Raw genomic sequence first — 25644 nt, 5'->3', positions numbered from 1 at the left:
CAATAAAAAACCGACCCTGAGGTCGGTTTTTTAACCAGCGTGTCGCTTAGGCTGCAGCAGCAAGGCTCAGAGCCTTGATGTGACCGTTCAGACGACCTTTGTGGCGAGCAGCCTTGTTCTTGTGGATGATGCCTTTATCGGCCATACGGTCGATAACAGGAACAGCCAGAACATAAGCGGCTTGCGCTTTTTCTGCGTCTTTTGCGTCAATGGCTTTCACTACATTCTTGATGTAGGTACGAACCATGGAACGCAGGCTGGCGTTGTGGCTGCGACGCTTCTCAGCCTGTTTTGCACGTTTTTTGGCGGAAGGTGTGTTGGCCACCGTCGAGCTCCTCGAAAGACTTTGTGAAATAGCAAACAAAATAGGCCGCGAATCATGCCGATGAGTTGAAGTCTTGTCAAGGGCAGTTAAGGTGTTCCGCTGAGTGGTTGCTACATTTGACTGGAGGATTTATTTCCGGCCTGTGACCTGTAAACTCGCGGCCTTTGCTTCGGGCGTTTTTGCGGCGCGAAGTATCGCATAAATGGCTGGCTTAATCGCCCATCCTTTGCCAAGGCGCACAACTCTTTCAATGAATCTACTCAAGTCACTCGCCGCCGTCAGCTCTATCACCATGGTTTCCAGGGTTCTGGGCTTTGTCCGCGACACCATCATCGCGCGCACTTTCGGTGCCGGAATGGCCACGGATGCGTTCTTCATCGCCTTCAAGCTGCCCAATCTGCTGCGCCGTATTTTCGCCGAGGGTGCCTTTTCCCAGGCATTCGTGCCGATCCTGGCCGAGTACAAGAGCCAGCAGGGGGAGGAGGCGACGCGTACCTTCATTTCGTATGTCACCGGGCTGCTGACCCTTGCGCTGGCGCTGGTGACACTGCTCGGAGTGATATTTGCGCCCTGGGTGATCTGGGCCACCGCGCCCGGCTTTGTCGACACCCCGGAGAAGTTCGCCCTCACCTCGGACCTGCTGCGGGTGACCTTTCCTTATATATTGCTGATCTCCCTGTCCTCGATGGCCGGGGCGATCCTCAATACCTGGAACCGTTTCTCGGTGCCGGCGTTCGTGCCTACGCTGCTCAACGTCAGCATGATTTTCTTCGCGCTGTTCCTGACGCCGTATTTCGATCCGCCGGTCATGGCGCTGGGCTGGGCGGTTCTGGTGGGCGGCCTGCTGCAGCTGCTTTACCAACTGCCGCACCTGAAAAAGATCGGCATGCTGGTGCTGCCGCGCCTGAATCTGCGCGACACCGGGGTCTGGCGGGTAATGAAGCAGATGCTGCCCGCCATCCTTGGCGTCTCTGTCAGTCAGATTTCTCTGATCATCAACACGATCTTTGCCTCGTTTCTCGTCGCTGGCTCGGTGTCATGGATGTACTACGCCGACCGCTTGATGGAGCTGCCCTCCGGTGTGCTGGGTGTGGCGCTGGGTACGATTCTGCTGCCGATACTGTCCAAAACCTATGCGCAACGGGATCGCCAGGAATATTCGCGAATTCTCGACTGGGGCCTGCGGCTGTGTTTTGTGCTGGTCCTGCCTTGCACCCTGGCGCTCGGGCTGCTCGCCGAACCATTGACCGTTTCGTTGTTTCAGTATGGTAAATTCGACGCGCTCGACGCGGCCATGACCCAGCGTGCGCTGGTCGCCTATTCGGTCGGTTTGCTGGGGATCATCCTGATCAAGGTGCTGGCCCCCGGTTTTTATGCTCAACAAAATATCCGCACCCCGGTGAAAATCGCGATCTTCACCCTCATAGTGACTCAACTGCTCAACCTGGCCTTCATCGTGCCTTTGCAGCATGCCGGTCTGGCGCTGGCGATCAGTGTGGGGGCGTGCATCAATGCCGGGTTGCTGTTCTGGCAGTTGCGCAAGCAGGATCTGTTTCAGCCGCAGCCAGGCTGGACGAAGTTCCTGTTCAAGCTGGTGATTGCCGTCGCGGTGATGTCGGCGGTGCTGCTGGGGCTTATGCATGTCATGCCGGCGTGGGACGAAGGTCACATGCTGGAGCGTTTTCTGCGTCTGGGTGCGCTGGTTGCAGCCGGCGTCGTGACCTATTTCGCCATGCTTCTTTTATTAGGCTTCCGCCTCCGGGATTTCGCCCGCAAAGCCATTATGTAGGGCGCGTTGCAGGGGTTGACCTTCGGTTTTTGTCGCCACACGCCGAGAACCTTCATCCGGTCTTGGTGTGTTGCCTGTCGTCCACGGCCGTGTGTGGTTATAATCGGCCACTTTATGAGCAAGAAGTGCGTTATGCAGCTGGTTAGAGGCCTTCACAACCTGCGCCCCGAACATCGGGGCTGCGTCGCCACGATTGGCAATTTCGACGGCGTTCATCGCGGCCACCAGGCTATCCTGGCGCGTCTGCGCGAGCGTGCCGTCGAATTGGGTGTGCCCAGTTGTGTGGTGATCTTCGAGCCGCAGCCACGTGAGTTCTTTGCGCCCGAGACGGCGCCGGCGCGTCTGGCCCGTCTGCGTGACAAGCTCGAGCTGCTGAGTGCCGAAGGCGTTGACCGGGTACTGTGCCTGTCCTTCAATCAGCGTCTGTGCAAGCTCAGCGCGGCAAGTTTTGTCGAGACCGTGCTGATCGACGGCCTCGGTGTCCAGCACCTCGAAGTGGGCGACGATTTTCGTTTCGGCTTCGACCGGGTCGGTGACTTCGACTTCCTGCAACAGGCCGGTACGACGTATGGTTTTACCGTAGAAGCGGCGCAGACCGTTGAAATAGATGGCATCCGGGTCAGCAGCACCAAGGTGCGCAAGGCTCTGGCTGCGTCGGACTTTGCCCTGGCCGAGCGCATGCTCGGTCGTCCGTTCCAGATAGCCGGGCGGGTATTGCACGGCCAGAAGCTGGCGCGCCAGCTGGGTACGCCCACCGCCAACGTACAACTCAAGCGTCGTCGTGTACCGCTGAGCGGGGTCTATCTGGTCAGCACGGACATCGATGGCAAAACCTGGCCGGGGGTCGCCAACATCGGTGTGCGCCCGACGGTCACCGGTGATGGCAGTGCCCACCTTGAAGTGCATCTTCTGGATTTTGCCGGCGATCTTTATGACCGGCGTTTGACGGTGGCTTTCCACCACAAGCTGCGTGATGAGCAGCGTTTCGCCTCACTGGAGGCGCTCAAGACGGCGATCAATGCGGACGTCGCCGCCGCCCGTGCCCATTGGCATGGCTAACCGCTAAACAAGAGCCTGAAATGACTGACTATAAAGCCACGCTAAACCTTCCGGACACCGCCTTCCCTATGAAGGCCGGCCTGCCCCAGCGCGAGCCGCAAACTCTGCAGCGCTGGGACAGCATTGGCCTGTACCAGAAGCTGCGCGAGATTGGCAAGGATCGTCCCAAGTTCGTTCTGCACGACGGTCCTCCGTACGCCAACGGCAATATTCACATCGGTCATGCGGTCAACAAGATTCTCAAGGACATGATCCTGCGTTCCAAGACCCTGGCGGGCTTCGATGCCCCGTATGTGCCGGGCTGGGACTGCCATGGTCTGCCGATCGAACACAAGGTCGAAGTGACCCACGGCAAGAACCTCTCTGCCGACCGTACGCGTGAGCTGTGCCGCGCCTATGCGTCCGAGCAGATCGAAGGCCAGAAGTCCGAATTCATCCGTCTCGGCGTGCTGGGCGACTGGAGCAATCCGTACCTGACCATGAACTTTGCCAACGAAGCCGGGGAAATCCGCGCGCTGGCCGAGATGGTCAAGGGCGGTTTCGTCTTCAAGGGCCTCAAGCCGGTCAACTGGTGTTTCGATTGCGGTTCGGCACTGGCTGAAGCCGAAGTCGAGTATCAGGACAAGAAGTCCTCGACCATCGACGTCGCGTTCCCGATCGCCGACGAAGCGAAACTGGCAGCTGCGTTCGGCGTGCCGTCGCTGGGCAAGCCTGCGTCCATCGTGATCTGGACCACCACACCGTGGACCATCCCCGCCAACCAGGCACTGAACGTCCACCCGGAATTCGAATACGCGCTGGTCGATGTCGGCGACAAGCTGCTGGTACTGGCCGCCGAACTGGTCGAAAGCTGTCTGGCCCGTTACAAGCTGGAAGGCACCGTCATCGCGACCATTACCGGTCAGGCGCTTGAGCTGATCAACTTCCGCCATCCGTTCTACGACCGCCTGTCGCCCGTCTATCTGGCTGACTACGTCGAGCTGGGTGCGGGCACGGGTATCGTTCACTGCTCGCCTGCCTATGGCGTAGACGACTTCACTATCTGCAAACAGTATGGCCTGAGCAACGACGACATCATCAGCCCGGTGCAGAGCAACGGTGTGTATGTCGAGTCGCTGGAGTTCTTCGGTGGCCAGTTCATCTTCAAGGCCAACCAGAACATCATCGACAAGCTGGTCGAAGTCGGCAGCCTGATGGACACCGAAACCATCAGCCACAGCTACATGCACTGCTGGCGCCACAAGTCGCCCTTGATCTACCGCGCCACCGCGCAGTGGTTCGTCGGCATGGACAAGCAGCCTGAAAGCGGCGAGACCCTGCGCAAGCGTGCGGTCAAGGCCATCGAAGACACTGAATTCGTTCCGGCATGGGGGCAGGCGCGCCTGCACTCGATGATCGCCAACCGTCCTGACTGGTGCATCTCGCGTCAGCGCAACTGGGGCGTGCCGATTCCGTTCTTCCTGCACAAGGAAAGCGGCGACCTGCACCCACGTACCGTCGAGCTGATGGAAGAAGTGGCGCAGCGTGTCGAGAAAGAAGGCATCGAGGCCTGGTTCAAGCTCGACGCCAGCGAGTTGCTCGGTGAAGAGGCCGGCAAGTACGACAAGATCTCCGACACCCTGGACGTCTGGTTCGACTCGGGCACCACGCACTGGCATGTGCTGCGCGGTTCGCACCCGATGGGCCACGAAAGCGGTCCGCGTGCCGACCTGTACCTGGAAGGCTCGGACCAGCATCGCGGCTGGTTCCACTCCTCACTGCTGACCGGCTGCATGCTGGACGATCACGCACCGTATCGCGAGCTGCTGACCCACGGGTTCGTGGTCGACGAGAACGGCCGCAAGATGTCCAAATCGCTGAACAACGTGGTAGCGCCACAGAAGGTCAACGATTCGCTGGGTGCCGACATCATGCGTCTGTGGGTATCGGCGACCGATTATTCCGGCGAGATGGCGGTTTCCGACCAGATCCTGCAGCGCAGCGCTGACGCTTATCGTCGTATCCGCAACACTGCACGCTTCCTGCTCTCCAACCTGACGGGCTTCAACCCGGCGACCGACATCCTGCCTGCCGAGGAAATGCTCGCGCTGGACCGTTGGGCCGTGGATCGCACGCTGCTGCTGCAACGCGAGCTGCAAGAGCATTACGGCGAATACCGCTTCTGGAACGTGTACTCGAAGATCCACAACTTCTGCGTGCAGGAGCTGGGTGGTTTCTACCTCGACATCATCAAGGATCGTCAGTACACCACGGCGGCCAACAGCACTGCGCGTCGTTCCTGCCAGACGGCACTGTTCCACATCTCCGAAGCGCTGGTGCGCTGGATCGCGCCGATCCTGGCGTTCACCGCCGACGAGCTGTGGCAGTTCCTGCCCGGCGAGCGCAACGAATCGGTGATGCTCAACACCTGGTACGAAGGCCTGACCGAAATGCCGGCCGACTTCGACATGGACCGCGCCTACTGGGAGCGGATCATGGCGGTGAAGACCTCGGTCAACAAGGAAATGGAAAACCTGCGCGCTGCCAAGGCCATTGGCGGCAACCTGCAGGCTGAAGTGACCCTGTATGCCGAGGAGTCGCTGGTGGCTGACCTGTCGAAGCTGAGCAACGAGCTGCGCTTCGTGCTGATCACCTCGACAGCCAGTGTGGCGCCGCTCGCGTCCGCGCCAGCCGATGCCGTGGTCACCGAAGTCGCCGGGCTGAAACTGAAAGTGCTCAAGTCCAGTCATGCCAAGTGCGCCCGTTGCTGGCATCACCGCGAGGATGTGGGGGTCAACCCCGAGCATCCGGAAATCTGCGGTCGTTGCGTAGACAACATCAGCGGTGCAGGCGAGGTCCGTCACTATGCCTAACGCCTCGTTTGGCCGTCTGGCCTGGCTGTGGTTGAGCGTGCTGGTTCTGGTCATTGACCAGGCCAGCAAGTATTACTTCGAGAACGCGTTGAGCCTGTATCAGCAGATCATCGTGATTCCCGACCTGTTCAGCTGGACCCTGGCCTACAACACCGGTGCCGCCTTCAGTTTTCTGGCCGACGGTGCCGGCTGGCAGCGCTGGCTGTTCGCCCTGATCGCGGTGGTGGTCAGCGCCGTGCTGGTCGTCTGGCTCAAACGCCTGGGTCGTGACGACACGTGGCTGGCCGTTGCACTGGCGCTGGTACTGGGCGGCGCACTGGGCAACCTCTACGACCGTATCGTGCTGGGCCACGTGATCGACTTCATCCTGGTTCACTGGCAGAACCGCTGGTACTTCCCTGCATTCAACGTCGCGGACAGTGCGATCAGCGTCGGCGCAGTCATGCTGGCGCTGGACATGTTCAAGAGCAAGAAAACCGGAGAGACCGTCAATGACTGAGCAATCTTCGACTCAAGGCTCGTCTGACGAGCTGCGCATCGGTCAGAACACGCAGGTCACTCTGCACTTCGCCCTGCGTCTGGAAAACGGCGATACCGTCGACAGCACCTTCGAAAAGGCCCCGGCCACGTTCAAGGTCGGTGACGGCAACCTGCTGCCCGGCTTCGAAATGGCGATTTTCGGTTTCAAGGCGGGCGATAAAAAGACCGTCGAGATTCTGCCGGAGAACGCCTTTGGTCAGCCCAACCCACAAAACGTGCAGATCATGCCACGCTCGCAGTTCGTGGGCATGGAACTGTCCGAAGGGTTGCTGGTGATCTTCAACGACGCCGCCAATACCGAGTTGCCCGGCGTGGTGAAAGCGTTCGATGACGAGCAGGTCACCATCGACTTCAATCACCCGCTGGCAGGCAAGACTCTGAGCTTTGAAGTGGAAATCTTCGAAGTGAAGGCGATTCTGGCTTCCTGACCTTCGCCGTCAAGCCCGGCTCAGGCCGGGCTACCCCGTACCAACCATGAGGCACCGCATGCAAATCAAACTCGCCAACCCCCGCGGCTTTTGTGCCGGAGTGGACCGCGCGATCGAAATCGTCAATCGCGCTCTGGAAGTGTTTGGTCCGCCGATTTATGTGCGCCATGAAGTAGTTCACAACAAATTTGTCGTCGAAGACCTGCGCTCTCGCGGTGCGATCTTCGTTGAAGAGCTGGATCAGGTGCCGGATGACGTCATCGTTATCTTCAGTGCCCACGGTGTCTCCCAGGCTGTGCGTACCGAGGCGGCAGGCCGTGGCTTGAAAGTCTTCGATGCTACCTGTCCGCTGGTGACCAAGGTGCACATCGAGGTTGCCCGTTACAGCCGTGACGGCCGCGAGTGCATCCTGATCGGCCACGCCGGTCACCCGGAAGTCGAAGGCACCATGGGCCAGTACGACGCCGCCAACGGCGGTGCGATCTATCTGGTCGAGGACGAAGAGGATGTTGCCAGCCTGCAGGTGCGCAACCCTGAAGCCCTGGCTTTCGTGACCCAGACTACCTTGTCCATGGATGACACCAGCCGGGTGATCGATGCCTTGCGCACGCGCTTCCCGGCCATTGGCGGGCCGCGCAAGGATGACATCTGCTACGCCACGCAAAACCGTCAGGACGCGGTCAAGCAACTGGCCGACGAATGCGATGTGGTGTTGGTGGTGGGCAGCCCGAACAGCTCCAACTCCAATCGCCTGCGCGAGCTGGCCGAGCGCATGGCGACTCCGGCGTACCTCATCGACGGCGCCGAAGACATGCAACGGGGCTGGTTCGACGGGGTAGAGCGTATCGGCATCACTGCGGGCGCTTCGGCCCCCGAAGTGCTGGTGCGCGGCGTGATCCAGCAATTGCAGGCCTGGGGCGCCACTGGTGCGGATGAGCTTGCCGGCCGCGAGGAGAACATCACCTTCTCGATGCCCAAGGAATTGCGCGTCAAGTCGCTGCTCTGAGGCTATTCAGCCACACAGTGCTGCATCGATTTTCGTGTCCTCGACCCTCACGCGCCCGGCCGGTGCGACTATCACCCGATAGTTGCTCACCGGCTGATCTGCGGCACATACGTGCAACGTCCTGGCGGTCCTGCGCCGCAACGTCCCCAGACCGTTGAAACTGATTTCCTCTACACGCTTGCGGTTATCGACCACTCGCGCCGTGCTGCTATTGGCGCGTTCTATCAGCACCGGATCGTTTTCGTCGGGACCTTTGCCATCCGCGTCGAGTATGATCCGCCAGCCGTTGCTCCAGTCGTTCTCGATGGCATGAAGCGTAACGATCTGATTGCGTGTGACTGCGGCCGCTCTCGCCGAGCGAATGCCGCTGGCCAGCTCCCGGGCGGTTGCAAGCCCGCGGCTGGAATCGATGAGTTCCTTGAAAGACGGTGTTGCGACGTTGGCCAAAATGGCCACCAGTGCAACGACGATCAATAATTCGATCAGTGTGAATCCTGCATGCTTCATATGCTTTCCTCCCTGGAAACCGCCGTTTCAGCACCCTGCGGGCGTTCGTCGTGGCAAAACAACCGTACGTCCCGCTATGGATTTTCCAGCGGCGTTGCTGCCTTATAGTCGTAACGTCTAGGAGACACTCAATGCGTCATATAGCCAAGGGATTCAGCCTCATCGAATTGTTAGTCACTGTGTCCCTGGTGGGCATCCTGGCGGCTATCGCTATCCCGAATTTCACCAGCTCCATCCAGAGCAACAAGGCCGATACCGAGCTCAGCGATTTGCAGCGGGCGCTCAACTATGCGCGACTCGAGGCGATAAACAGGGGAGTGGCAGTGCGTATTGCGCCGACCAGCGGTACGGCGTGGACCAGCGAATTGCAGGTGTATCTGGTTTCCGATACTCAGACGACGCCTACGGCGCTGCGAAAAGTGGCGGCCATGAGCAGCGGTGCCACGCTGGTGGCCGATAACAATGCCACGGCAATTGATTTCAACAACCTGGGCGCGCTCATTGCCCCGGCTGCGGCGGTGACCATGACCTACACCCGAGGCACCATTAGCAAAACCATAAAGGTCTGTCTGACCGGTCGGATCACCCTGGGTGGAGGCTGCTGATGGCCGGTGAAACCCGACATCGCCAGATCGGTATGACTTTGATCGAGGTGCTGGTCTCGGTATTGATTCTGGCCATCGGCCTGCTGGGCGCGGCGGCCATTCAGCTCAACGCGCTCAAGTACACCGACAGCGCGACCATGAGCAGTCAGGCCAGCTTCATTGCTTACGACATGATGGATCGTATCCGCGCCAATGTTGATGGTAATGCCAGTGCCAACGGGTCGACCAACGTGCTGGCGACTTATGCGTTGGCGAATCTGGATGCGGCGCCAGCGGCCAATCCGAACGATGCCAGAGCGCAGGATCTGTCTGATTTCAGAAGCAACATCATCAACTTTGCAGGCTCGAGCGGTACCGGCAGCATTGATATCACCGGGGCTCCGGAGGTGACCATTAACGTCGGCTGGAGCGACACAAGGGCTGCGGGATCGAGCAATCAGGCAACCGGAAACACGACCGGCAGCCCGACCAACCGGAATTTTACGCTGACCTCGCGGATCGGGGTCAACCCATGAGAAAGCTGTCCAGAGGCTTCGGCCTGGTCGAAATCATGGTGGCGCTGGTCCTGGGGCTGGTGGTCAGCCTGGGTATCGTGCAGATATTCACGGCGGCCAGAGGCACCTACCAGAGCCAGAATGCCGCAGCGCGGATGCAGGAGGATGCGCGTTTCCTGCTGAGCAAACTGATTCAGGAAATCAGGATGACCGGCATGTATGGCTGCCTGAGCTTCAAAAACTACACGCCTGTATCTCCTGCTATCCCGTGGCCGATCGCACTGGATACTCCAATTCTCTGGGATAATCCGAGCAGGACGCTGACGCTGGTGACTGCCGACGTAGGGACCACAGGCAGTACGCCCACCTGGACCATCGTTTCAGACTGTCAGTCCAAGACGCAGCTTTACGCCAGTACTCGTGCGCCGGCTACGGGGGAGACGGCCTTTCCGTTGCGGCAGTTGGTCTACACGCTCAGCGGAACAGACTTGACCATAAAATATGGCACGGACGGCACTCCGCAGCCGCTGTTGCAGAACGTCGCGGACTTCAGTGTTTCTTTCGGCATGACGGGTAACCCGATGTCCTATACCACGGCTGTTACCAAGGCCAACGCCGACGCTGTGCGCAGTGTGCGTATCAGCCTGACGCTGCAGGATGGGCAGAACGGCATCGTAAAGTCTCAAAAGTACAATGTTGTCGCTTACTTGCGTAATCGCTTTTGAACGGGCCGGGCATGAACAGGATCGTGCGATTCAAATCGATACAGGCTTTCCCTGCACGGCAGGGCGGTATGGTGTTGCTGGTCAGTCTGGTGTTTCTGCTGCTGCTCACTCTGCTGGGTATCTCTTCCATGCAGAACGCCACGCTGCAGGAAAAGATGGCGGGCAGCGTCACCCTGCGCAATCAATCCTTCCAGAAGGCCGAAGCGGCATTAAGGTTGGGAGAGTCTTCGATCAAGATGACGGGCTTTACCATGGCCAAGTGTACAACTGCATCTTGTGCACCGCCTGCGGAATCCACTTCTTTGACGACGGCTGGGGTAGGCGCATCCGGGGTTAATTGGATCGCTGCGGCAGGCGGTTTCTACGGTATACAGAATCTGGGGACCACTGCAACACCTGTGAATCGGCCACCGATCTGTACCGGAACAGTAACGCTCTATCGCGTGACATCAGTCGCTATTCAAGGCACGTCGCGCACGGTGCTGGAGAGTATTTATGCCAATTGCTGAGAAACTCCGTCGCAGCCTGAAGTATCTCGGCGGTGCGCTTTTGGCTTTTTATGCCCTTACGCCCGTGTATGCGTTTACGCCAGCACAAGTACCTTTGCTCAGTGCGTCGGCCGTGCCGCCTAACCTGATGCTGCTGGTGGATAACTCCGGGAGTATGTACAACATCATCTGGGCAGCCGGCTTTGATCCGACGGTGACCAATCGTCCGTCGATTATCTATGCGCAGCCAGGGTCATGCGGTTTTCTTAACTGCAGAGGCGTTTCCATTCAGGGCGACGATACGCTTTCGCTGGACTCTGCCGGGCCCTACACGTGCAGAAGCGATTACACCTACGTTGCGCGTGACAACGTGGGTTACTGCCTGAAGTTGCCCGATCCGGCCGGTAACGAGAGCACCACTCGCTACACTGCAGATTACCTTTCTTATCTGGTTGACTTGACGCGGGCCGCCAACACTACTACCAAAGACTTCACCGTCAACAACATCATTCCCAACGATTACCGTATCAACGTCGCGCGCAACGTTTCATTGAAGCTGGTTGAAAACAACAAATCCCTGAGAATCGGTCTGGCCGGGTTCAACCCGCCGACCAACGCTGACCCCGGGCGTGGAGGGAAGATTTCCAGACCTGTTGCAGACCTGTCCCCTGTTGCCAGTAACCCTTACAACAACGGCGGTGTCAGCCAGCGTGATGCAAACGACAATGTTACCGCCCTCAATACGGCCATCAATGCACTGCGAGGCGACTCCAATACGCCGTTGGCTGAAACGTACTATGAGATAACCCGCTACTTTCGGGGCATGACTCCGTTTTACGGCTATAACGGTGCACCGGAAACCTACACCAGCCCAATACAGTACCGCTGCCAGAAAAACTTTGGCGTGGTGATTACTGACGGCTTGCCGACGTACGATCGAACGTTCCCGAGCAACGATCCGGAGGATGTACTCAATACCTCCCGCTCGCTGCCCAATTGGGACTTGAATGCGGCCAATGACGGGGCCAATCTTAATGGTGATGGTGAGGGCGATACGCTTTATCTGGACGACCTCGCCAAGTTCGCCTATGACATCGACATGCGAAGAGCGAGCAGTACACCTGCCACTGACCTGACCAAGAAAAGTTGGGATACAGACGGCTTCTCTCAACAGAACATGACTACCTACACCATTGGTTTCACAGCCGCCAACCAGATGCTGATAGACGCTGCCGACAATAATCACGGGCACGGCAAGTATTTCCAGACCAATGACAGTGCCGGTTTGAACAACGCCTTGAACCTCGCATTGAGCGATATCTATGCCAAGGCCGGTTCGGGCGGCGGTGGCGTGGCAAACTCGTCCACCCTTCAGGCGGGCAGCCGCTTCTATCAGACGCTTTATGACCCGACGGACTGGCATGGCACGATCAAGGCTTACAATCTGGACGCTACGACAGGAGCGCTGAGCGCCCCTGTCTGGACCACTGATACCACGATCACCAGCAGCACCAAGGCGCCTGTTTTCGAGTCATGGAGCACAGCGGCGACACCGACGAAAATCACCCTGGATTTTCTGAATTTCACGCAGGCGCAACGCGATGCCTTTACCGCTACGCTGCCCACCGGAGTGACCGGCGCGGAGGTTATTGCCTGGGCCAAAGGCACGGCCAATGCCAAGCTTCGTACTCGTGCCACACTCTTGGGCGATATCGTCAATTCATCATTGGGGGCCGGGCTGCCGACAGAGAAGACGGCGTCTGATTTGCTCGGCGACACCACTTACACGACGTACCTTTCTGCCAAGTCCAGCAACATGAGTTCCAGTCTGCTGGCCAACGCCAACGATGGCTTCTTCAACGTGATCGACGCCAGCTCCGGTGCGCGTAAATACGCGTATATGCCGTCTACGTCTCTGAGTTCATTGGCGACCATTTCATCCTCTTCCTACGGTTCCGGCGTTCACCGTTTTACGGTGGATGGTCAGATTGCAGTCTTCGATACGCAGGCATCCGCAGGGAGTGTATGGCGCACGGTGGCGTATTCCGGGCTGGGCGCTGGCGGCAAGGCTTTTTTTGCGATCAAGCTTTTCGAAGGTTCGGCAGACAGCATCGGGGCATTGTGGGAGGTCAAGGCTCCCGACACTTCAGACACCAACAACAAGTTCAACAACCTTGGATACACCTACTCCAAGCCGGATGTAGCGCGTATGGCCGATGGCACCGGGATCGTTGTCGTTGGCAATGGTTATGGCAGTTTTACCGGGAGGGCGTCCCTGTATGTACTCAACGCCAACACCGGACAGTTCATTGCCGAAATTCCGACTCCGGTCATTGGCAGCGAAACGGATAACGGGTTGTCTTCGGTGAAACTTCGGGTCAATTCGCAGAATGTCGTTCAAGCAGCCTATGCGGGCGATCTCAAGGGCCGCCTATGGAAGTTCGACATGAGCGGGGCCGCAGCATCCAGCTGGAAAGTCGCTTTCAATGGCTCACCCCTGTTCACTGCACCTCAAGGGGCCAGTCAGTCGATTACCGTTCAGCCCTTGTTGCTGGACCATCCACTCAACGGCAAGATCGTGTATTTCGGCACCGGGAAATTCAGCGAAACCGCGGACAAGCAGACCAGCTCGTTGCAGGATTTCTATGCCATCTGGGATGGCGACAACGGTTCAGGCAACATCGTTGAGGCCAATCTGCAGCCTCAGGCCATTAACGGGACGGTAGTCGGAAGTGGCAATACGTATTACACCACGACTTCCAATGATGTGGATTGGGGCACCAAGAAAGGCTGGTACCTGCCGTTGGCAACCACGGCCCCTTATGTCGGCGAGCGGATTATCTATCCGGCACAAACCTCTCGCGGTCGTATCATCTTCACCACGGCAGCCGTCAACTCTACCGACCCCTGCGAAAGCACCGGGACCGGGCGCTTGTTCGAGCTGAACGCCGCGACTGGCAGCATGCTTAATTACCAGGTACTGGACACCAATAATGACGGCGATATCAACTCTTCGGATTTGATCATTGGCGGTCTCGGTATCGGTACTGGTATCCCGGTAGTGGCTTCTATCGTTGCCGGTACCAATGGGGCCAACGATAACAAGTACGTGATTGACTCCAGCGGCGGCACGCCCACCAAGATTAATGAGAAGGGCGGCAGTGCGAACGTCTTCCAACGCATCATGTGGCGACAAATCCAATAGGGAAACTAGACATGCGAGCGACATCCAGGGGCTTTACGTTGATCGAACTCATGATCGTCGTGGCGATTGTCGGTATTCTGGCGGCCATCGCGTACCCCAGTTACACCGAGTACGTGAAGCGCACCCAGCGGTCGGCGATTGCTAGCCTGCTGTCCGAGCAAACCCAGGCGCTGGAGCGGTTTTATTCGCAGAAGGGAAATTACTCGGATTACAAAGGCGTATCTGGTGGTAATACGTACTACAAGATAACGCCGACCCTAACTGCCACCGACTTCACCCTGACAGCTGACCCTATCGGAGGCACGCTGATGGCTGGCGACAAGTGTGGCAGTTTCGTGATCACTAACACCGGGGCGCGTACCAACACGGGCGCAACCAGCGGTGTCACTGTCAAAGACTGCTGGGGCCGCTAAACCGTTTTTCTTGTCATGAGACCAAGATGTCCAAGCAAAAAATAGTCATTGTCGGCGGTGGCGTCATAGGTCTGTTGACCGCCTTCAATCTGGCGTCCGAGCAGGTCAGCGTGGTGCTGCTGGATCGTTTGGGCGTTGGCCAGGAATCCTCCTGGGCGGGCGGCGGGATTGTTTCGCCGCTTTACCCGTGGCGCTACAGCCCTGCGGTCACCGCGCTGGCGCATTGGTCGCAGGACTTCTACCCGCACCTCGCCGAGCGTTTGCTCGCACAGACCGGTATCGACCCCGAAGTGCACAAGACCGGCCTGTACTGGCTCGACCTCGATGACGAGCAGTCTGCGCTTGAATGGGCGGTCCGTGAAAAACGCTCGTTGAACCGCGTGGATATCTCGGCGGTGAATGATGCCGTGCCGGTGCTGGGTGAGGGCTATTCGCGGGCGATCTACATGGCCGATGTGGCCAACGTACGTAATCCCCGTCTGGTCAAATCGCTCAAGGCCGCCTTGCTGGCATTGCCCAATGTCGAGATTCGCGAGCAGTGTGAAGTCAGCGGCTTTACCCGTGAAGGCAGCAGGATTTCGGGTGTGCAGACACCAGCAGGGGATATCACCGGTGATCGGGTGATTCTGGCGGCGGGTGCGTGGAGCGGCGAGTTGCTCAAGACCCTGGGTCTGGAGCTGCCGGTCGAGCCGGTAAAAGGCCAGATGATTCTCTACAAGTGCGCATCGGACTTTCTGTCGAGCATGGTGCTGGCGAAAGGGCGCTACGCTATCCCGCGTCGTGACGGGCATATCCTGATCGGCAGTACTCTTGAGCACGAAGGTTTCGACAAAACCACCACGCAGGCCGCATTGGAAAGTTTGAAGGCGTCGGCCGTCGAATTGATTCCGCCATTGGCCCATGCCGAGCCGGTCGCCCAGTGGGCAGGCCTGCGCCCTGGCTCGCCTGAGGGCATCCCGTTCATCGGACCGCTGGACGGTTTTGACGGCCTGTGGCTCAACTGCGGGCATTACCGCAACGGCCTGGTGCTGGCTCCGGCGTCCTGCCAGTTGATCACTGACCTGCTGCTGGAGCGCGAGCCGATCATCGATCCGGCACCCTACGCGCCGACTGGTCGCCTCGCAGGCTAGTCATCCTGTCGGTCACGCGGAGCGTGGGGCGCGACGATGTTCTCGCGCGCACCTATCGTTCCGCACGCTCTAGTGGAATGCCTTTCGTGACGCTATGCGTCGCACGGTTTTTGCCGCGCAACGCATTCAATCCAGGCCCAGCTTCTTCAGGCGATAGCGCAGTGACCTGAACGACAAACTGAGCCTTTCTGCTGCAGCGGTGCGGTTCCAGCGGGTTTCTTCCAGTGCCTGCAGGATGAGCTGGCGTTCGATGCTTTCCAGGTAGTCTTCAAGGTTGTCGATGTCGGCCAGGCTCGGCCCGTCGCTCTCCTGAGGGCTGGCGGACTCTGTCAGGCGCAGGTCGCTGGCGTGGATTTCATCGTTCTCGCACAGCGTGTAGGCGCGCTCCAGCATGTTTTCCAGTTCGCGCACGTTACCGGGGAAGCGGTAGCTCTTCAGCGTTTCCAGCGCCTGCGCGTTCAGGCGCGCGACGGGTTGTGCGCCGTTCCCGGCAAGGCGCTTGAGCACGCTGGCTGCCAGTTGGTCGATATCCTCACGCCGCTCGCGCAACGGGGGCACGCGCACTTCGATCACGTTCAATCGGTAATACAGATCCTGCCGGAACCGACCCGCCGCGACCTCCGCATTCAGATTCTTATGGGTGGCGCACAGAATGCGCACGTCGACGATTTGCTCTTGCTGGCCGCCGACGCTGCGGATGGATTTTTCCTGAATGGCGCGCAGCAGTTTGACCTGCATGGCCAGCGGCAGGTCGGCGACCTCATCGAGAAACAGCGTCCCGGTATGCGCCGCCTGAAACAGACCTGGCTTGTCTTCGTGGGCGCCGCTGAAGCTGCCTTTGCGATGACCGAAGAATTCGCTTTCCATGAGTTCGGAAGGAATGGCGCCGCAGTTCACCGGTATGAAAGGTTTGTCGATGCGCGGACCCTGCTCGTGGATCAGCCTCGCTACAAGCTCCTTGCCGCTGCCCGACTCACCGCTGATGTAGATCGGCGCCTGGCTGCGGGCCAGCTTGCCGATCTGACTGCGCAAGGTACGCATTGCCAGCGAGTCGCCCAGCAGGCGGTTGTCGATGCTGCGCGTGGGTTGCGCGCCGGGCAGGCTCAGCGCGCTATTGACCAGCTCGCGCAACCTGCCCAGGTCGACCGGCTTGGTCACAAAGTCGAAAGCTCCGGCCTTCAGCGCGTGGATCGCGGTGTCCAGGTTGCCGTGGGCAGTGATCATCGCCACCGGCACGTGGGGGTAGCCGTGCTGTATGTGTTGCACCAGCTCAAGGCCATTGCCGTCCGGCAGACGCATGTCGGTCAGGCACATGTCGAACGGTTCGCGGGCCAGCCAGTCGTGGGCTTCGGCAACGTTACGCGCACTACGGGTGTCGAGTTTCATGCGTCCCAGCGTGATCTCCAGGAGTTCGCGAATATCCGGCTCATCATCGACTATCAGGATTTTTTGCCGTTGGCTCATGCTCAGCTCGTCTTGAACGGGTGGGCGAAGGTAATGCGCAGGCAACTGCCACCCGTGGGGCGGGGCGCGTATTCCAAATGCGCCTGATTGCTTTCACACAGTTCACGTGACAGATATAGACCAAGGCCGGTGCCTTTGCTTTCTGTGGTGAAAAACGGTTCGAACATTTTGCTCAGGTGTTGCTCGCTGACCCCCGGCCCGTCGTCCAGCACTTCCAGTGTGGGCAGGTCGCTCTTCTGGTCATTGTGTAGTTTCAGCCAGACCTGCGCTGACGGATGATTCTTGCCGCTGTAGCGCAGGCCGTTCTGCACCAGGTTGGTCATGATTTGCGTCAGTTGTCCGGAATCCATGCGGGTTGTCAGCGTGCCAGGGCTGATGTCGACATGAATCTTCTGATTGGGCGCAGCGGAACTGCGAAATTCAGCGACAAAGTGTTCCAGCCAGGTTTTCAGATCGAGCAGTTCGGGTTGCGCTTCGCGTCTGCGTGACAACTGCAGGACATTTTCGATGACCCTATCAATGCGTCCCGACTGCTCATGAATGATCTGCCCCAAGCGTCGATCCGCTGCACTGAGCTCTTCCGATTCATTAAGCAACTGCGCCGCATGACTGACGGCGCCCAGCGGGTTGCGTATCTCATGGGCAATCCCGGCGGTCAGGCGCCCCAGCGCGGCAAGCTTGAGCTGCTGCGCCTGATGGGCGATCTGCGACAGGTCTTCGAGAAAAACCAGCGTCTGACGCTGATCGCCACGGTTGAGTGTGGCAAAGCTCGGTTGCAGCACCAGCCCGACGGGGGCGGTGGTGATGCTGCGCGGCACCATGATCGGGTTGACGAGCCACTGGCGCAGGCGTTCGACCAGTTGTGGCGAGCAGGTGTCGATGATCTGGCCGACCAGTTGTTCCTGGCCCAGCAGGTTCAAGGCCCCCTGATTGGCCAGCAGCACCTGATGGTTGGCATCCAGCACCAGAATGCCGGTACGCATGCGTTGCAGGATCAGCGCGTTGAGTGCTTCAAGGCTGTCGAAATCCGCCGCGCGCTGTTCGGCCAGCACCTCGCTGACCTGCATGCGCGCTGTCAGTGCCTGCACCAGCAGGGCGGCGGCGAAGCACAAGGCGCCCAGCGAGCCAGCCTGCACGTAGTCGTTGGAAACCGAGGGTGTGCCGAAGCTGATGTAGAACGTCAGGTAGATGATGCCGATGGCCGAAACCGCAGCGATCAACAAGCCGATACGGCCGCGCAGCAACACGTTGCTGATCGCCACCGAGGCAATCAACAGGTTGCCGATACCGCTGGAAGGCCCGCCGGCTGCGTAGAACAGTGCGGAGAGCATGATCGCGTCGGTCATCGCCAGGCCGAAAAACTGTGCCTGACGGCTGGGGCGTTCCAGCAGCACGACGACCAGAATGTTGAACACCAGATACAACCAGCAGCCCGAGCGGAACAGGTTCGGGTTGGCCAGTTGCAGCAGCTCGGTTTCCAGGCTGCTGGAAATCAACAGAACCAGTACAACGCCGATGGTCAGTCGGTAGAGGTGGTACAGCCGTAGAATCCGCTGTGCCTGCGGGCTGACAAGGGACGGTGAGTCAGCGGTCACGTGCCGCGGGGCCTTGCAGTCGGTGTGCTTCGCTGCAATACCATTGCTGTGCCTGGCTCAGCGCACTATCCTGCGGCAGATGAACGCCACACTGCGCGCATCGCACCATGGGGGTAGACGCCAGTTCAGGCGGCTCGGCGCGGGGTTTCGGCTTGGGGGGATTGATCAGACGCTTGACGAACCAGACCACCGCCGCGATCAACGCGACCCACATAAGTAAGCGAATCATGACTACCAGCTTAGTGATTGACGATGGCGCAGTGTAGCCAAGCCGCGAGCGGGCGCACAGTGGCAAAATTAATGCACAAAAAAAGAGGCCCGAAGGCCTCTTTTTTTCATGCGCTCAGGATCAGTCGAACAGACCCAGGGTCATGTAGCTGAACCACGAACGGCTCTTGGTGCCTTTCGCTTCGGCGTCTTTTTCCGCCTGCTCGTCCAGCTCGGCCTGATTCTCCGGCAGCAGCTCTTTCGGAATGGAGTCCTTGGCGTCCTGGTACTGCTTCTTCATGTCCTGATCGGCACGGGTCTGGCCCGGTGGCAGCGGTGCGCTACCGTCGATCAGGCCAAGGGTCGCTTTCGACAGCCATGAGCGGTTATCGGCCTCGGCTTCACGCGGGGTGAATTTGCCGTCAGCCAGTTGCGGGTGGTTCGGGTAGTTGGTCTTCAGCACTTCCAGGCTGGTGGCAGCCAGGTCGTCAAGGTGCAGACGCTGATAGGACTCGACCATCACTGCCAGACCGTCGCCGACCGAAGGCGTCTCCTGGAAGTTTTCCACTACGTAACGGCCACGGTTGGCGGCGGCGACGTAGGCCTGACGGGTCAGGTAATAGTCGGCTACGTGGATTTCGTAGGACGCCAGCAGGTTGCGCAGGTAAATCATGCGCTGCTTGGCGTCAGGCGCATAGCGACTGTTCGGAAAGCGGCTGGTCAACTGGGCGAACTCGTTGAACGAGTCGCGGGCAGCGCCCGGGTCACGTTTAGTCTGGTCCAGCGGCAGGAAGCGCGCCAGAAGGCCCACGTCCTGGTCGAAGGAGGTCAGGCCCTTCATGTAATACGCGTAGTCGACGTTCGGGTGCTGCGGATGCAGGCGGATGAAACGCTCGGCAGCGGATTTGGCTGCTTCGGGTTCACCGTTTTTGTAGTTCGAGTAGATCAACTCGAGCTGGGCCTGATCGGCGTAGCGACCGAACGGATAGCGAGATTCCAGCGCCTTGAGCTTCTCAGTGGCACTGTTATAGCTGTTATTTCCCAGGTCGGCCTGCGCCTGCTGGTACAGCTCGACTTCGCTGAGGTTTTCGTCGATGACTTCCTTCGACGAACAGGCCGCAGTCAATGCGAGGATGGCGATCAGCAGCAGGTGTTTCACTTGCATGGCGGCTTGCGTCCCTATAACGGCCTGCTGTCTTGGGCGGGGCCGTCCTGTTATGATGAGCGCCCCGCGATACCGGCGGGACAAAAGACGCCGTATTTAACCACAAGCGCGCTGCCGAAACCAAAGGCTAGCCGCCACCTAGTCTGGTCATGTCCGAAAATATAGAACTTCGCGCAGAGGTGCCGTCCGAATTGGGCGGTCAACGCCTCGATCAAGTCGCCGCACAATTATTCGCTGAGCACTCGCGCTCGCGCCTTTCCGCCTGGATCAAGGACGGCCGCCTGACTGTGGACGGAGGCGCTCTGCGCCCTCGCGACATCGTGCACGGTGGCGCTGTTCTCGAGCTGATTGCCGAGCAGGAGGCCCAGGGTGAATGGGTCGCTCAGGACATCGAACTCGACATCATTTATGAAGACGACCAGATCCTCGTCATCAACAAGCCTGCCGGGCTGGTGGTGCATCCGGCTGCCGGTCATGCCGATGGCACGCTGCTCAACGCCCTGCTGCACCATGTGCCGGACATCATCAATGTTCCGCGTGCCGGCATCGTGCACCGTCTGGACAAGGACACCACCGGTCTGATGGTGGTCGCCAAGACCATTCAGGCACAGACCCAACTGGTTACCCAGTTGCAGAGTCGCAGTGTCAGCCGCATCTACGAGTGCATCGTGATCGGCGTGGTGACCGCAGGCGGCAAGATCGACGCACCTATCGGTCGTCACGGCCAGCAGCGTCAGCGCATGGCGGTGATGGAAGGCGGCAAGCAGGCGGTCAGTCATTACCGCGTGCTGGAGCGCTTCCGTTCGCACACCCATGTGCGGGTCAAGCTGGAAACCGGGCGTACCCACCAGATTCGCGTACACATGGCGCACATCAACTACCCGTTGGTCGGCGACCCGGCCTATGGCGGTCGTTTCCGTATCCCGCCAGCGGCCAGCCTGACCATGGTCGATTCGCTCAAGACCTTCCCGCGGCAGGCGTTGCATGCCCGCTTCCTGGAGCTGGATCATCCGACCACCGGTAAGCGCATGAGCTGGGAATCGCCATTGCCGGACGATTTCGTCTGGTTGCTGTCCTTGCTCAAGCAGGATCGCGAGGCGTTCATCGGGTGAATGACTGGCTGATACCTGACTGGCCTGCGCCAGCACAGATCAAGTCCTGCGTTACCACTCGCTCGGGTGGGGTCAGCCTGGCCCCATTCGACAGCTTCAATCTGGGCGATCACGTCGATGACAGCCCAGAGGCCGTGGCGAGCAATCGCCAGCGCCTGAGCTCCAGCCTCAAGGCTCAGCCCGCCTGGTTGAAGCAGGTGCACGGCGTCGACGTCGTGCCTGCCGATCCATCCCGCGTCGTTGAAGCCGATGCCAGCTGGACGAGCACGCCTGGCGTGGCTTGCACCATCATGACCGCCGATTGCCTGCCCGCGCTGTTCTGTCGTCGTGACGGTACGCGTGTGGCTGCCGCGCATGCCGGCTGGCGCGGGCTGGCGGCCGGGGTGCTGGAAGCGACGGCCAACAGCCTGCAGAGTGCTCCCGAAGACATCATGGTCTGGTTAGGACCGGCCATCGGCCAGCCGTCGTTCGAAGTCGGCCCCGAGGTGCGCGAGGCCTTTACCGCCAGCCACCCGCAGACAGCCGCTGCGTTTGTCGCCAGTTCGAATCCTGATCGTTTCATGGCCGACATCTACTCGCTCGCCCGGTTACGACTGGCAGCCCAAGGTATCTCTGCCGTGTACGGCGGCGGGCTGGATACCTTCACCGACCCGCGCTTCTTTTCCTACCGCCGCGCCGCGCGCACTGGCCGCTTCGCTTCGCTGATCTGGATCGAACACGCCTGATTGCCGGGCTGTTTTGCACAAGCCAGCTAGGCTTGCCTGAACACTTGTCTGATCTGTATCAACCCCGGCCCGCTTGAAACGCGCAGAATCGTCCGCATCTAACTGGCTATTCAGCAGGTTTTCTTTATAGGTGTGTTCATTGCTCCGGCCTGCATTAAAGGAAGGTGACAAATGCGTATCGACAGATTGACCAGTAAATTACAGTTAGCGTTATCCGATTCCCAGTCGCTGGCCGTTGGCCTCGACCATCCCGCCATCGAACCTGCGCACTTGATGCAGGCGCTGCTTGAGCAGCAGGGCGGTTCCATCAAGCCTCTGCTGTTGCAGGTAGGCTTCGACATCAACAGCCTGCGCAAGGAACTGAGCGCAGAGCTGGACCGCCTGCCAAAAATCCAGAACCCGACCGGCGACGTCAACATGTCGCAGGATCTGGCGCGCCTGCTCAACCAGGCTGACCGTCTGGCGCAGCAGAAAGGCGACCAGTTCATTTCCAGCGAGCTGGTGCTGCTCGCGGCAATGGATGAGAACAGCAAGCTCGGCAAATTGTTGCTGGGGCAGGGCGTCAGCAAGAAGGCCCTGGAAAACGCCATCAACAACCTGCGCGGCGAAGGTGCCGTGAATGACCCGAACGTCGAAGAGTCGCGTCAGGCGCTGGACAAGTACACCGTCGACCTGACCAAGCGTGCCGAAGAGGGCAAGCTCGACCCGGTGATCGGACGTGATGACGAGATTCGTCGCACCATTCAGGTCCTGCAGCGGCGCACCAAGAACAACCCGGTGTTGATCGGCGAACCTGGTGTGGGCAAGACCGCCATTGCCGAGGGCCTGGCGCAGCGCATCATCAATGGCGAAGTGCCGGATGGCCTGCGCGGCAAGCGCTTGCTGTCGCTGGACATGGGCGCGTTGATTGCCGGTGCCAAGTACCGTGGCGAGTTCGAAGAGCGCCTCAAGTCGCTGCTCAACGAGCTGTCCAAGCAGGAAGGCCAGATCATTCTGTTCATCGACGAGTTGCACACCATGGTTGGTGCCGGCAAGGGCGAAGGCTCGATGGACGCTGGCAACATGCTCAAACCTGCGCTGGCGCGTGGCGAGCTGCATTGTGTGGGGGCTACCACGCTCAACGAGTACCGCCAATATATAGAGAAGGATGCCGCGCTTGAGCGTCGATTCCAGAAAGTCCTGGTCGACGAGCCAAGCGAAGAAGACACCATTGCGATCCTGCGTGGCCTGAAAGAGCGCTACGAAGTGCACCACAAGGTCGCCATCACCGACGGCGCGATCATCGCGGCGGCCAAACTGAGCCATCGCTATATCACCGACCGCCAGTTGCCGGACAAGGCCATCGACCTGATTGACGAGGCGGCCAGCCGCATTCGCATGGAGATCGACTCCAAGCCTGAAGTGCTCGACCGCCTTGAGCGTCGCCTGATCCAGCTGAAAGTAGAAGCTCAGGCGCTCAAGAAGGAAAAGGACGAGGCGGCGATCAAGCGCCTGGAAAAGCTCCAGGGCGAAATCGAGCGCCTTGAGCTTGAGTACGCGGATCTTGAAGAAATCTGGACCTCGGAAAAAGCCGAGGTCACCGGTTCTGCACAGATCCAGCAGAAAATCGAACAGTCCCGCCAGGAACTGGAAGCCGCGCGCCGCCGTGGCGATCTGAACCGCATGGCGGAGTTGCAGTACGGGATCATTCCCGACCTGGAACGCAGCCTGCAAATGGTCGACCAGCACGGCAAGCCGGAAAACCAGTTGCTGCGCAGCAAGGTGACCGAGGAAGAAATTGCCGAGGTCGTGTCGAAGTGGACCGGTATCCCGGTGTCGAAGATGCTCGAAGGCGAGCGCGACAAGCTGTTGCGCATGGAAACTCTGCTGCACAACCGGGTGATCGGCCAGGAAGAAGCGGTGGTCGCGGTCTCCAATGCCGTGCGTCGTTCGCGTGCCGGGCTTTCCGACCCTAATCGTCCGAGCGGATCGTTCATGTTCCTCGGCCCGACCGGCGTGGGCAAGACCGAGCTGTGCAAGGCGCTGGCCGAGTTCCTGTTCGACACCGAAGAGGCGATGGTGCGTATCGACATGTCCGAGTTCATGGAGAAACATTCCGTGGCTCGCCTGATCGGTGCGCCGCCAGGCTACGTCGGTTACGAAGAGGGCGGCTACCTGACCGAAGCCGTACGTCGCAAACCGTATTCGCTGATTCTGCTCGACGAAGTCGAGAAGGCGCATTCCGACGTGTTCAACATCCTCTTGCAGGTGCTTGAAGACGGACGCCTGACTGACAGCCACGGGCGTACGGTGGACTTCCGCAATACCGTGATCGTCATGACCTCCAACCTCGGCTCGGCGCAGATCCAGGAACTGGTCGGGGATCGTGAGGCGCAGCGTGCTGCGGTAATGGACGCGGTCGGTACGCACTTCCGTCCGGAGTTCGTTAACCGGATCGACGAAGTGGTGATCTTCGAACCGCTGGCGCGTGACCAGATTGCCGGTATCACCGACATCCAGCTGGGCCGCCTGCGCAAGCGTCTGGCCGAGCGCGAGCTGTCGATGACCCTGAGCCCCGAGGCGCTGGACAAGCTGATCGCCGTTGGTTACGACCCGGTCTATGGCGCACGCCCTTTGAAGCGGGCAATCCAGCGCTGGATCGAGAACCCGCTGGCGCAGATGATCCTCTCGGGCAGCTTCATGCCCGGCACGACCATCACCGGCAAGGTGGTCGACGACGAGATCACTTTTGTCTGACAGCGCTCGTCAACGCTCCATAGAAGGGCCCTCGAACCGAGGGCCTTTTTTTGAGGCGCGGTCAGCAGTAGAATCAGGCCCGAGAGGCGATCTGAAAAAAAATCGCAAATCATTGTCTTAAAAAGCAATTTATAGGGTTGACAGGTGTTTTTAAAATTGTAGAATAGCGCGCCTCAGAGACGTGAACGCAACGATACAAACGAAGCGCAAAGGTCGATGAGATTGAAATCAACGAGTTAACAGCAAGCTGGTTTCAAGGCAACAGGTTGTAAAATTGAATCTGAAATCGATAGTTCCGCGATAGCTCAGTTGGTAGAGCAAGTGACTGTTAATCACTGGGTCCCTGGTTCGAGTCCAGGTCGTGGAGCCAGATTTCGCAAGGTTCAATGCAGTTTCAGTCGGGGTATAGCGCAGTCCGGTAGCGCGCCTGCTTTGGGAGCAGGATGTCAGGAGTTCGAATCCCCTTACCCCGACCATATTTGGGTCGTTAGCTCAGTTGGTAGAGCAGTTGGCTTTTAACCAATTGGTCGTAGGTTCGAATCCCACACGACCCACCATTTTTGGTCAGTTTGTATCTGGCTGGATCTTAGGGAGTGACGCCACAAGCGTCACCCAAATAGAAAACGCCTCCTCGGAGGTGTTTTTTAGCATCATCGGGGTATAGCGCAGTCCGGTAGCGCGCCTGCTTTGGGAGCAGGATGTCAGGAGTTCGAATCCCCTTACCCCGACCATTTTCGCCCAGCTGTATCAGGGTTGAAGATCAGGACTCAAGAACAGTGGTTTTGAGTCCAACAGAAAAGGCGTCCTTCGGGACGCCTTTTTTGTTGCGTGCATTTTCAGGTGAGACCACGCTCAGCCGCCGCCTGATGCGAAATATGGGTAAGCGCTCCATAAACCCCATCTTTAGCCAAGTGGGGTCTATGGAGCGCTTACGATTGATTCAGGTTATTCGCTGAGGCATTGGGAAGCAGGGAGTGGGAGGAGTGACCTTGCCCCCGAGAAACGTATCCCTTAACCCGGCGTCGGGGTTGAGTATCTAAGGTTGTTGCCTTTGCCAGTTCTGCTCGTATTGCA

The 25644-nt window shown here is 59.2% G+C and carries 22 protein-coding genes and 4 tRNA genes; 20 read left to right on the top strand and 6 right to left on the bottom strand.

Translation table 11 applies throughout. The annotated features are described in order from the left end of the window. Positions 1–46: 46 nt before the first annotated feature. A complete protein-coding gene (gene rpsT / locus KBY08_RS24200; protein ID WP_003344603.1) occupies positions 47–325 on the bottom strand; it encodes a 30S ribosomal protein S20 in 279 nt (92 codons plus the stop codon). Between the two features lie 250 nt (positions 326–575). Here rpsT and murJ point away from each other — a divergent pair, with 250 nt between their 5' ends. The 6 genes from murJ to ispH all read left to right on the top strand — a co-directional run bounded on the left by murJ (position 576) and on the right by ispH (position 7999). Beyond that, positions 576–2114, top strand: coding sequence for a murein biosynthesis integral membrane protein MurJ (murJ, locus tag KBY08_RS24195; protein ID WP_003403539.1), 1539 nt, complete (start codon positions 576–578; stop codon positions 2112–2114). Positions 2115–2246: 132 nt separating this feature from the next. Then, positions 2247–3173 carry a bifunctional riboflavin kinase/FAD synthetase gene (ribF, locus tag KBY08_RS24190; protein ID WP_024639443.1) on the top strand — a complete coding sequence of 309 codons (927 nt, stop codon included), beginning with the start codon at positions 2247–2249 and terminating at the stop codon, positions 3171–3173. A 20-nt stretch (positions 3174–3193) separates the two neighbouring features. Further along, positions 3194–6025, top strand: coding sequence for an isoleucine--tRNA ligase (gene ileS, locus KBY08_RS24185; RefSeq protein ID WP_024660298.1), 2832 nt, complete (start codon positions 3194–3196; stop codon positions 6023–6025). Continuing rightward, positions 6018–6524, top strand: coding sequence for a signal peptidase II (gene lspA / locus KBY08_RS24180; protein ID WP_011266581.1), 507 nt, complete (start codon positions 6018–6020; stop codon positions 6522–6524). The genes ileS and lspA overlap by 8 nt, the downstream gene beginning before the upstream one ends. Next, positions 6517–6993, top strand: coding sequence for an FKBP-type peptidyl-prolyl cis-trans isomerase (locus tag KBY08_RS24175; protein ID WP_003318786.1), 477 nt, complete (start codon positions 6517–6519; stop codon positions 6991–6993). Before lspA ends, KBY08_RS24175 begins: the two co-directional genes overlap by 8 nt. 58 nt (positions 6994–7051) lie before the next feature. Then, the gene (gene ispH, locus KBY08_RS24170) at positions 7052–7999 is read left to right on the top strand and encodes a 4-hydroxy-3-methylbut-2-enyl diphosphate reductase (RefSeq protein ID WP_003408433.1); all 948 of its coding nucleotides are present in this window, start codon (positions 7052–7054) and stop codon (positions 7997–7999) included. Positions 8000–8005: 6 nt separating this feature from the next. On the opposite strand, the gene KBY08_RS24165 is transcribed toward ispH, so the two are convergent. After that, complete coding sequence (locus KBY08_RS24165; RefSeq protein ID WP_011266582.1) at positions 8006–8506, bottom strand: GspH/FimT family pseudopilin; 501 nt, start codon at positions 8504–8506, stop codon at positions 8006–8008. A gap of 131 nt (positions 8507–8637) precedes the next feature. Here KBY08_RS24165 and KBY08_RS24160 point away from each other — a divergent pair, with 131 nt between their 5' ends. The 7 genes from KBY08_RS24160 to thiO are packed head-to-tail and all read left to right on the top strand — an operon-like array spanning position 8638 to position 15566. Then, the gene (locus tag KBY08_RS24160) at positions 8638–9111 is read left to right on the top strand and encodes a GspH/FimT family pseudopilin (RefSeq protein WP_003403528.1); all 474 of its coding nucleotides are present in this window, start codon (positions 8638–8640) and stop codon (positions 9109–9111) included. Then, positions 9111–9626, top strand: coding sequence for a type IV pilus modification protein PilV (pilV, locus tag KBY08_RS24155; protein WP_024641659.1), 516 nt, complete (start codon positions 9111–9113; stop codon positions 9624–9626). Before KBY08_RS24160 ends, pilV begins: the two co-directional genes overlap by 1 nt. Next, complete coding sequence (locus KBY08_RS24150) at positions 9623–10330, top strand: PilW family protein (protein ID WP_004409697.1); 708 nt, start codon at positions 9623–9625, stop codon at positions 10328–10330. The genes pilV and KBY08_RS24150 overlap by 4 nt, the downstream gene beginning before the upstream one ends. 11 nt (positions 10331–10341) lie before the next feature. Beyond that, positions 10342–10839, top strand: coding sequence for a PilX N-terminal domain-containing pilus assembly protein (locus tag KBY08_RS24145; protein ID WP_024641657.1), 498 nt, complete (start codon positions 10342–10344; stop codon positions 10837–10839). Beyond that, the gene (locus KBY08_RS24140) at positions 10826–14023 is read left to right on the top strand and encodes a pilus assembly protein (RefSeq protein WP_024641656.1); all 3198 of its coding nucleotides are present in this window, start codon (positions 10826–10828) and stop codon (positions 14021–14023) included. Before KBY08_RS24145 ends, KBY08_RS24140 begins: the two co-directional genes overlap by 14 nt. An 11-nt stretch (positions 14024–14034) precedes the next feature. After that, positions 14035–14436 carry a type IV pilin protein gene (locus KBY08_RS24135; RefSeq protein ID WP_011266587.1) on the top strand — a complete coding sequence of 134 codons (402 nt, stop codon included), beginning with the start codon at positions 14035–14037 and terminating at the stop codon, positions 14434–14436. A 26-nt stretch (positions 14437–14462) separates the two neighbouring features. Next, complete coding sequence (gene thiO / locus KBY08_RS24130; protein ID WP_024641655.1) at positions 14463–15566, top strand: glycine oxidase ThiO; 1104 nt, start codon at positions 14463–14465, stop codon at positions 15564–15566. 126 nt (positions 15567–15692) lie between these two features. Here thiO and KBY08_RS24125 read toward each other — a convergent pair whose 3' ends face one another. From KBY08_RS24125 to KBY08_RS24110, 4 genes are all read right to left on the bottom strand, one after another. Further along, entirely contained in the window at positions 15693–17030 is a 1338-nt protein-coding gene (locus tag KBY08_RS24125; protein ID WP_024642308.1) for a sigma-54-dependent transcriptional regulator, read from the bottom strand. Positions 17031–17032: 2 nt separating this feature from the next. Further along, positions 17033–18625 (bottom strand): sensor histidine kinase, encoded by a 1593-nt coding sequence (locus tag KBY08_RS24120; protein WP_225651287.1) that lies wholly within the window; start codon positions 18623–18625, stop codon positions 17033–17035. Further along, on the bottom strand, positions 18615–18854 hold the full coding sequence (locus KBY08_RS24115) for a PP0621 family protein (protein WP_032624946.1): 240 nt from the start codon (positions 18852–18854) through the stop codon (positions 18615–18617). The genes KBY08_RS24120 and KBY08_RS24115 overlap by 11 nt, the downstream gene beginning before the upstream one ends. Positions 18855–18974: 120 nt before the next feature. Beyond that, the gene (locus KBY08_RS24110; protein WP_003371138.1) at positions 18975–19997 is read right to left on the bottom strand and encodes an outer membrane protein assembly factor BamD; all 1023 of its coding nucleotides are present in this window, start codon (positions 19995–19997) and stop codon (positions 18975–18977) included. 149 nt (positions 19998–20146) lie between these two features. On the opposite strand from KBY08_RS24110, the gene rluD reads away from it, so the two are divergent. From rluD to KBY08_RS24075, 7 genes are all read left to right on the top strand, one after another. Continuing rightward, positions 20147–21109, top strand: a complete 963-nt coding sequence (gene rluD, locus KBY08_RS24105) for a 23S rRNA pseudouridine(1911/1915/1917) synthase RluD (protein WP_011266591.1) — start codon at positions 20147–20149, stop codon at positions 21107–21109. Further along, positions 21106–21834, top strand: a complete 729-nt coding sequence (pgeF, locus tag KBY08_RS24100; protein ID WP_024659983.1) for a peptidoglycan editing factor PgeF — start codon at positions 21106–21108, stop codon at positions 21832–21834. The genes rluD and pgeF overlap by 4 nt, the downstream gene beginning before the upstream one ends. 171 nt (positions 21835–22005) lie before the next feature. Then, on the top strand, positions 22006–24570 hold the full coding sequence (gene clpB, locus KBY08_RS24095) for an ATP-dependent chaperone ClpB (RefSeq protein WP_011266593.1): 2565 nt from the start codon (positions 22006–22008) through the stop codon (positions 24568–24570). 294 nt (positions 24571–24864) lie between these two features. Further along, positions 24865–24940: transfer RNA gene (locus tag KBY08_RS24090), tRNA-Asn, on the top strand. A gap of 29 nt (positions 24941–24969) precedes the next feature. Then, positions 24970–25046, top strand: a tRNA-Pro gene (locus KBY08_RS24085). A gap of 5 nt (positions 25047–25051) precedes the next feature. Beyond that, positions 25052–25127, top strand: a tRNA-Lys gene (locus KBY08_RS24080). Positions 25128–25224: 97 nt separating this feature from the next. After that, a tRNA-Pro gene (locus tag KBY08_RS24075) sits at positions 25225–25301 on the top strand. Positions 25302–25644: the final 343 nt, after the last annotated feature.

This window comes from Pseudomonas sp. P135 (assembly GCF_020312125.1).
Classification (GTDB): Bacteria; Pseudomonadota; Gammaproteobacteria; order Pseudomonadales; family Pseudomonadaceae; genus Aquipseudomonas; species Aquipseudomonas fragariae.
Note: the sequence above shows the minus strand (reverse complement) of the source record. Positions and strands in the feature narration are given on the sequence as shown.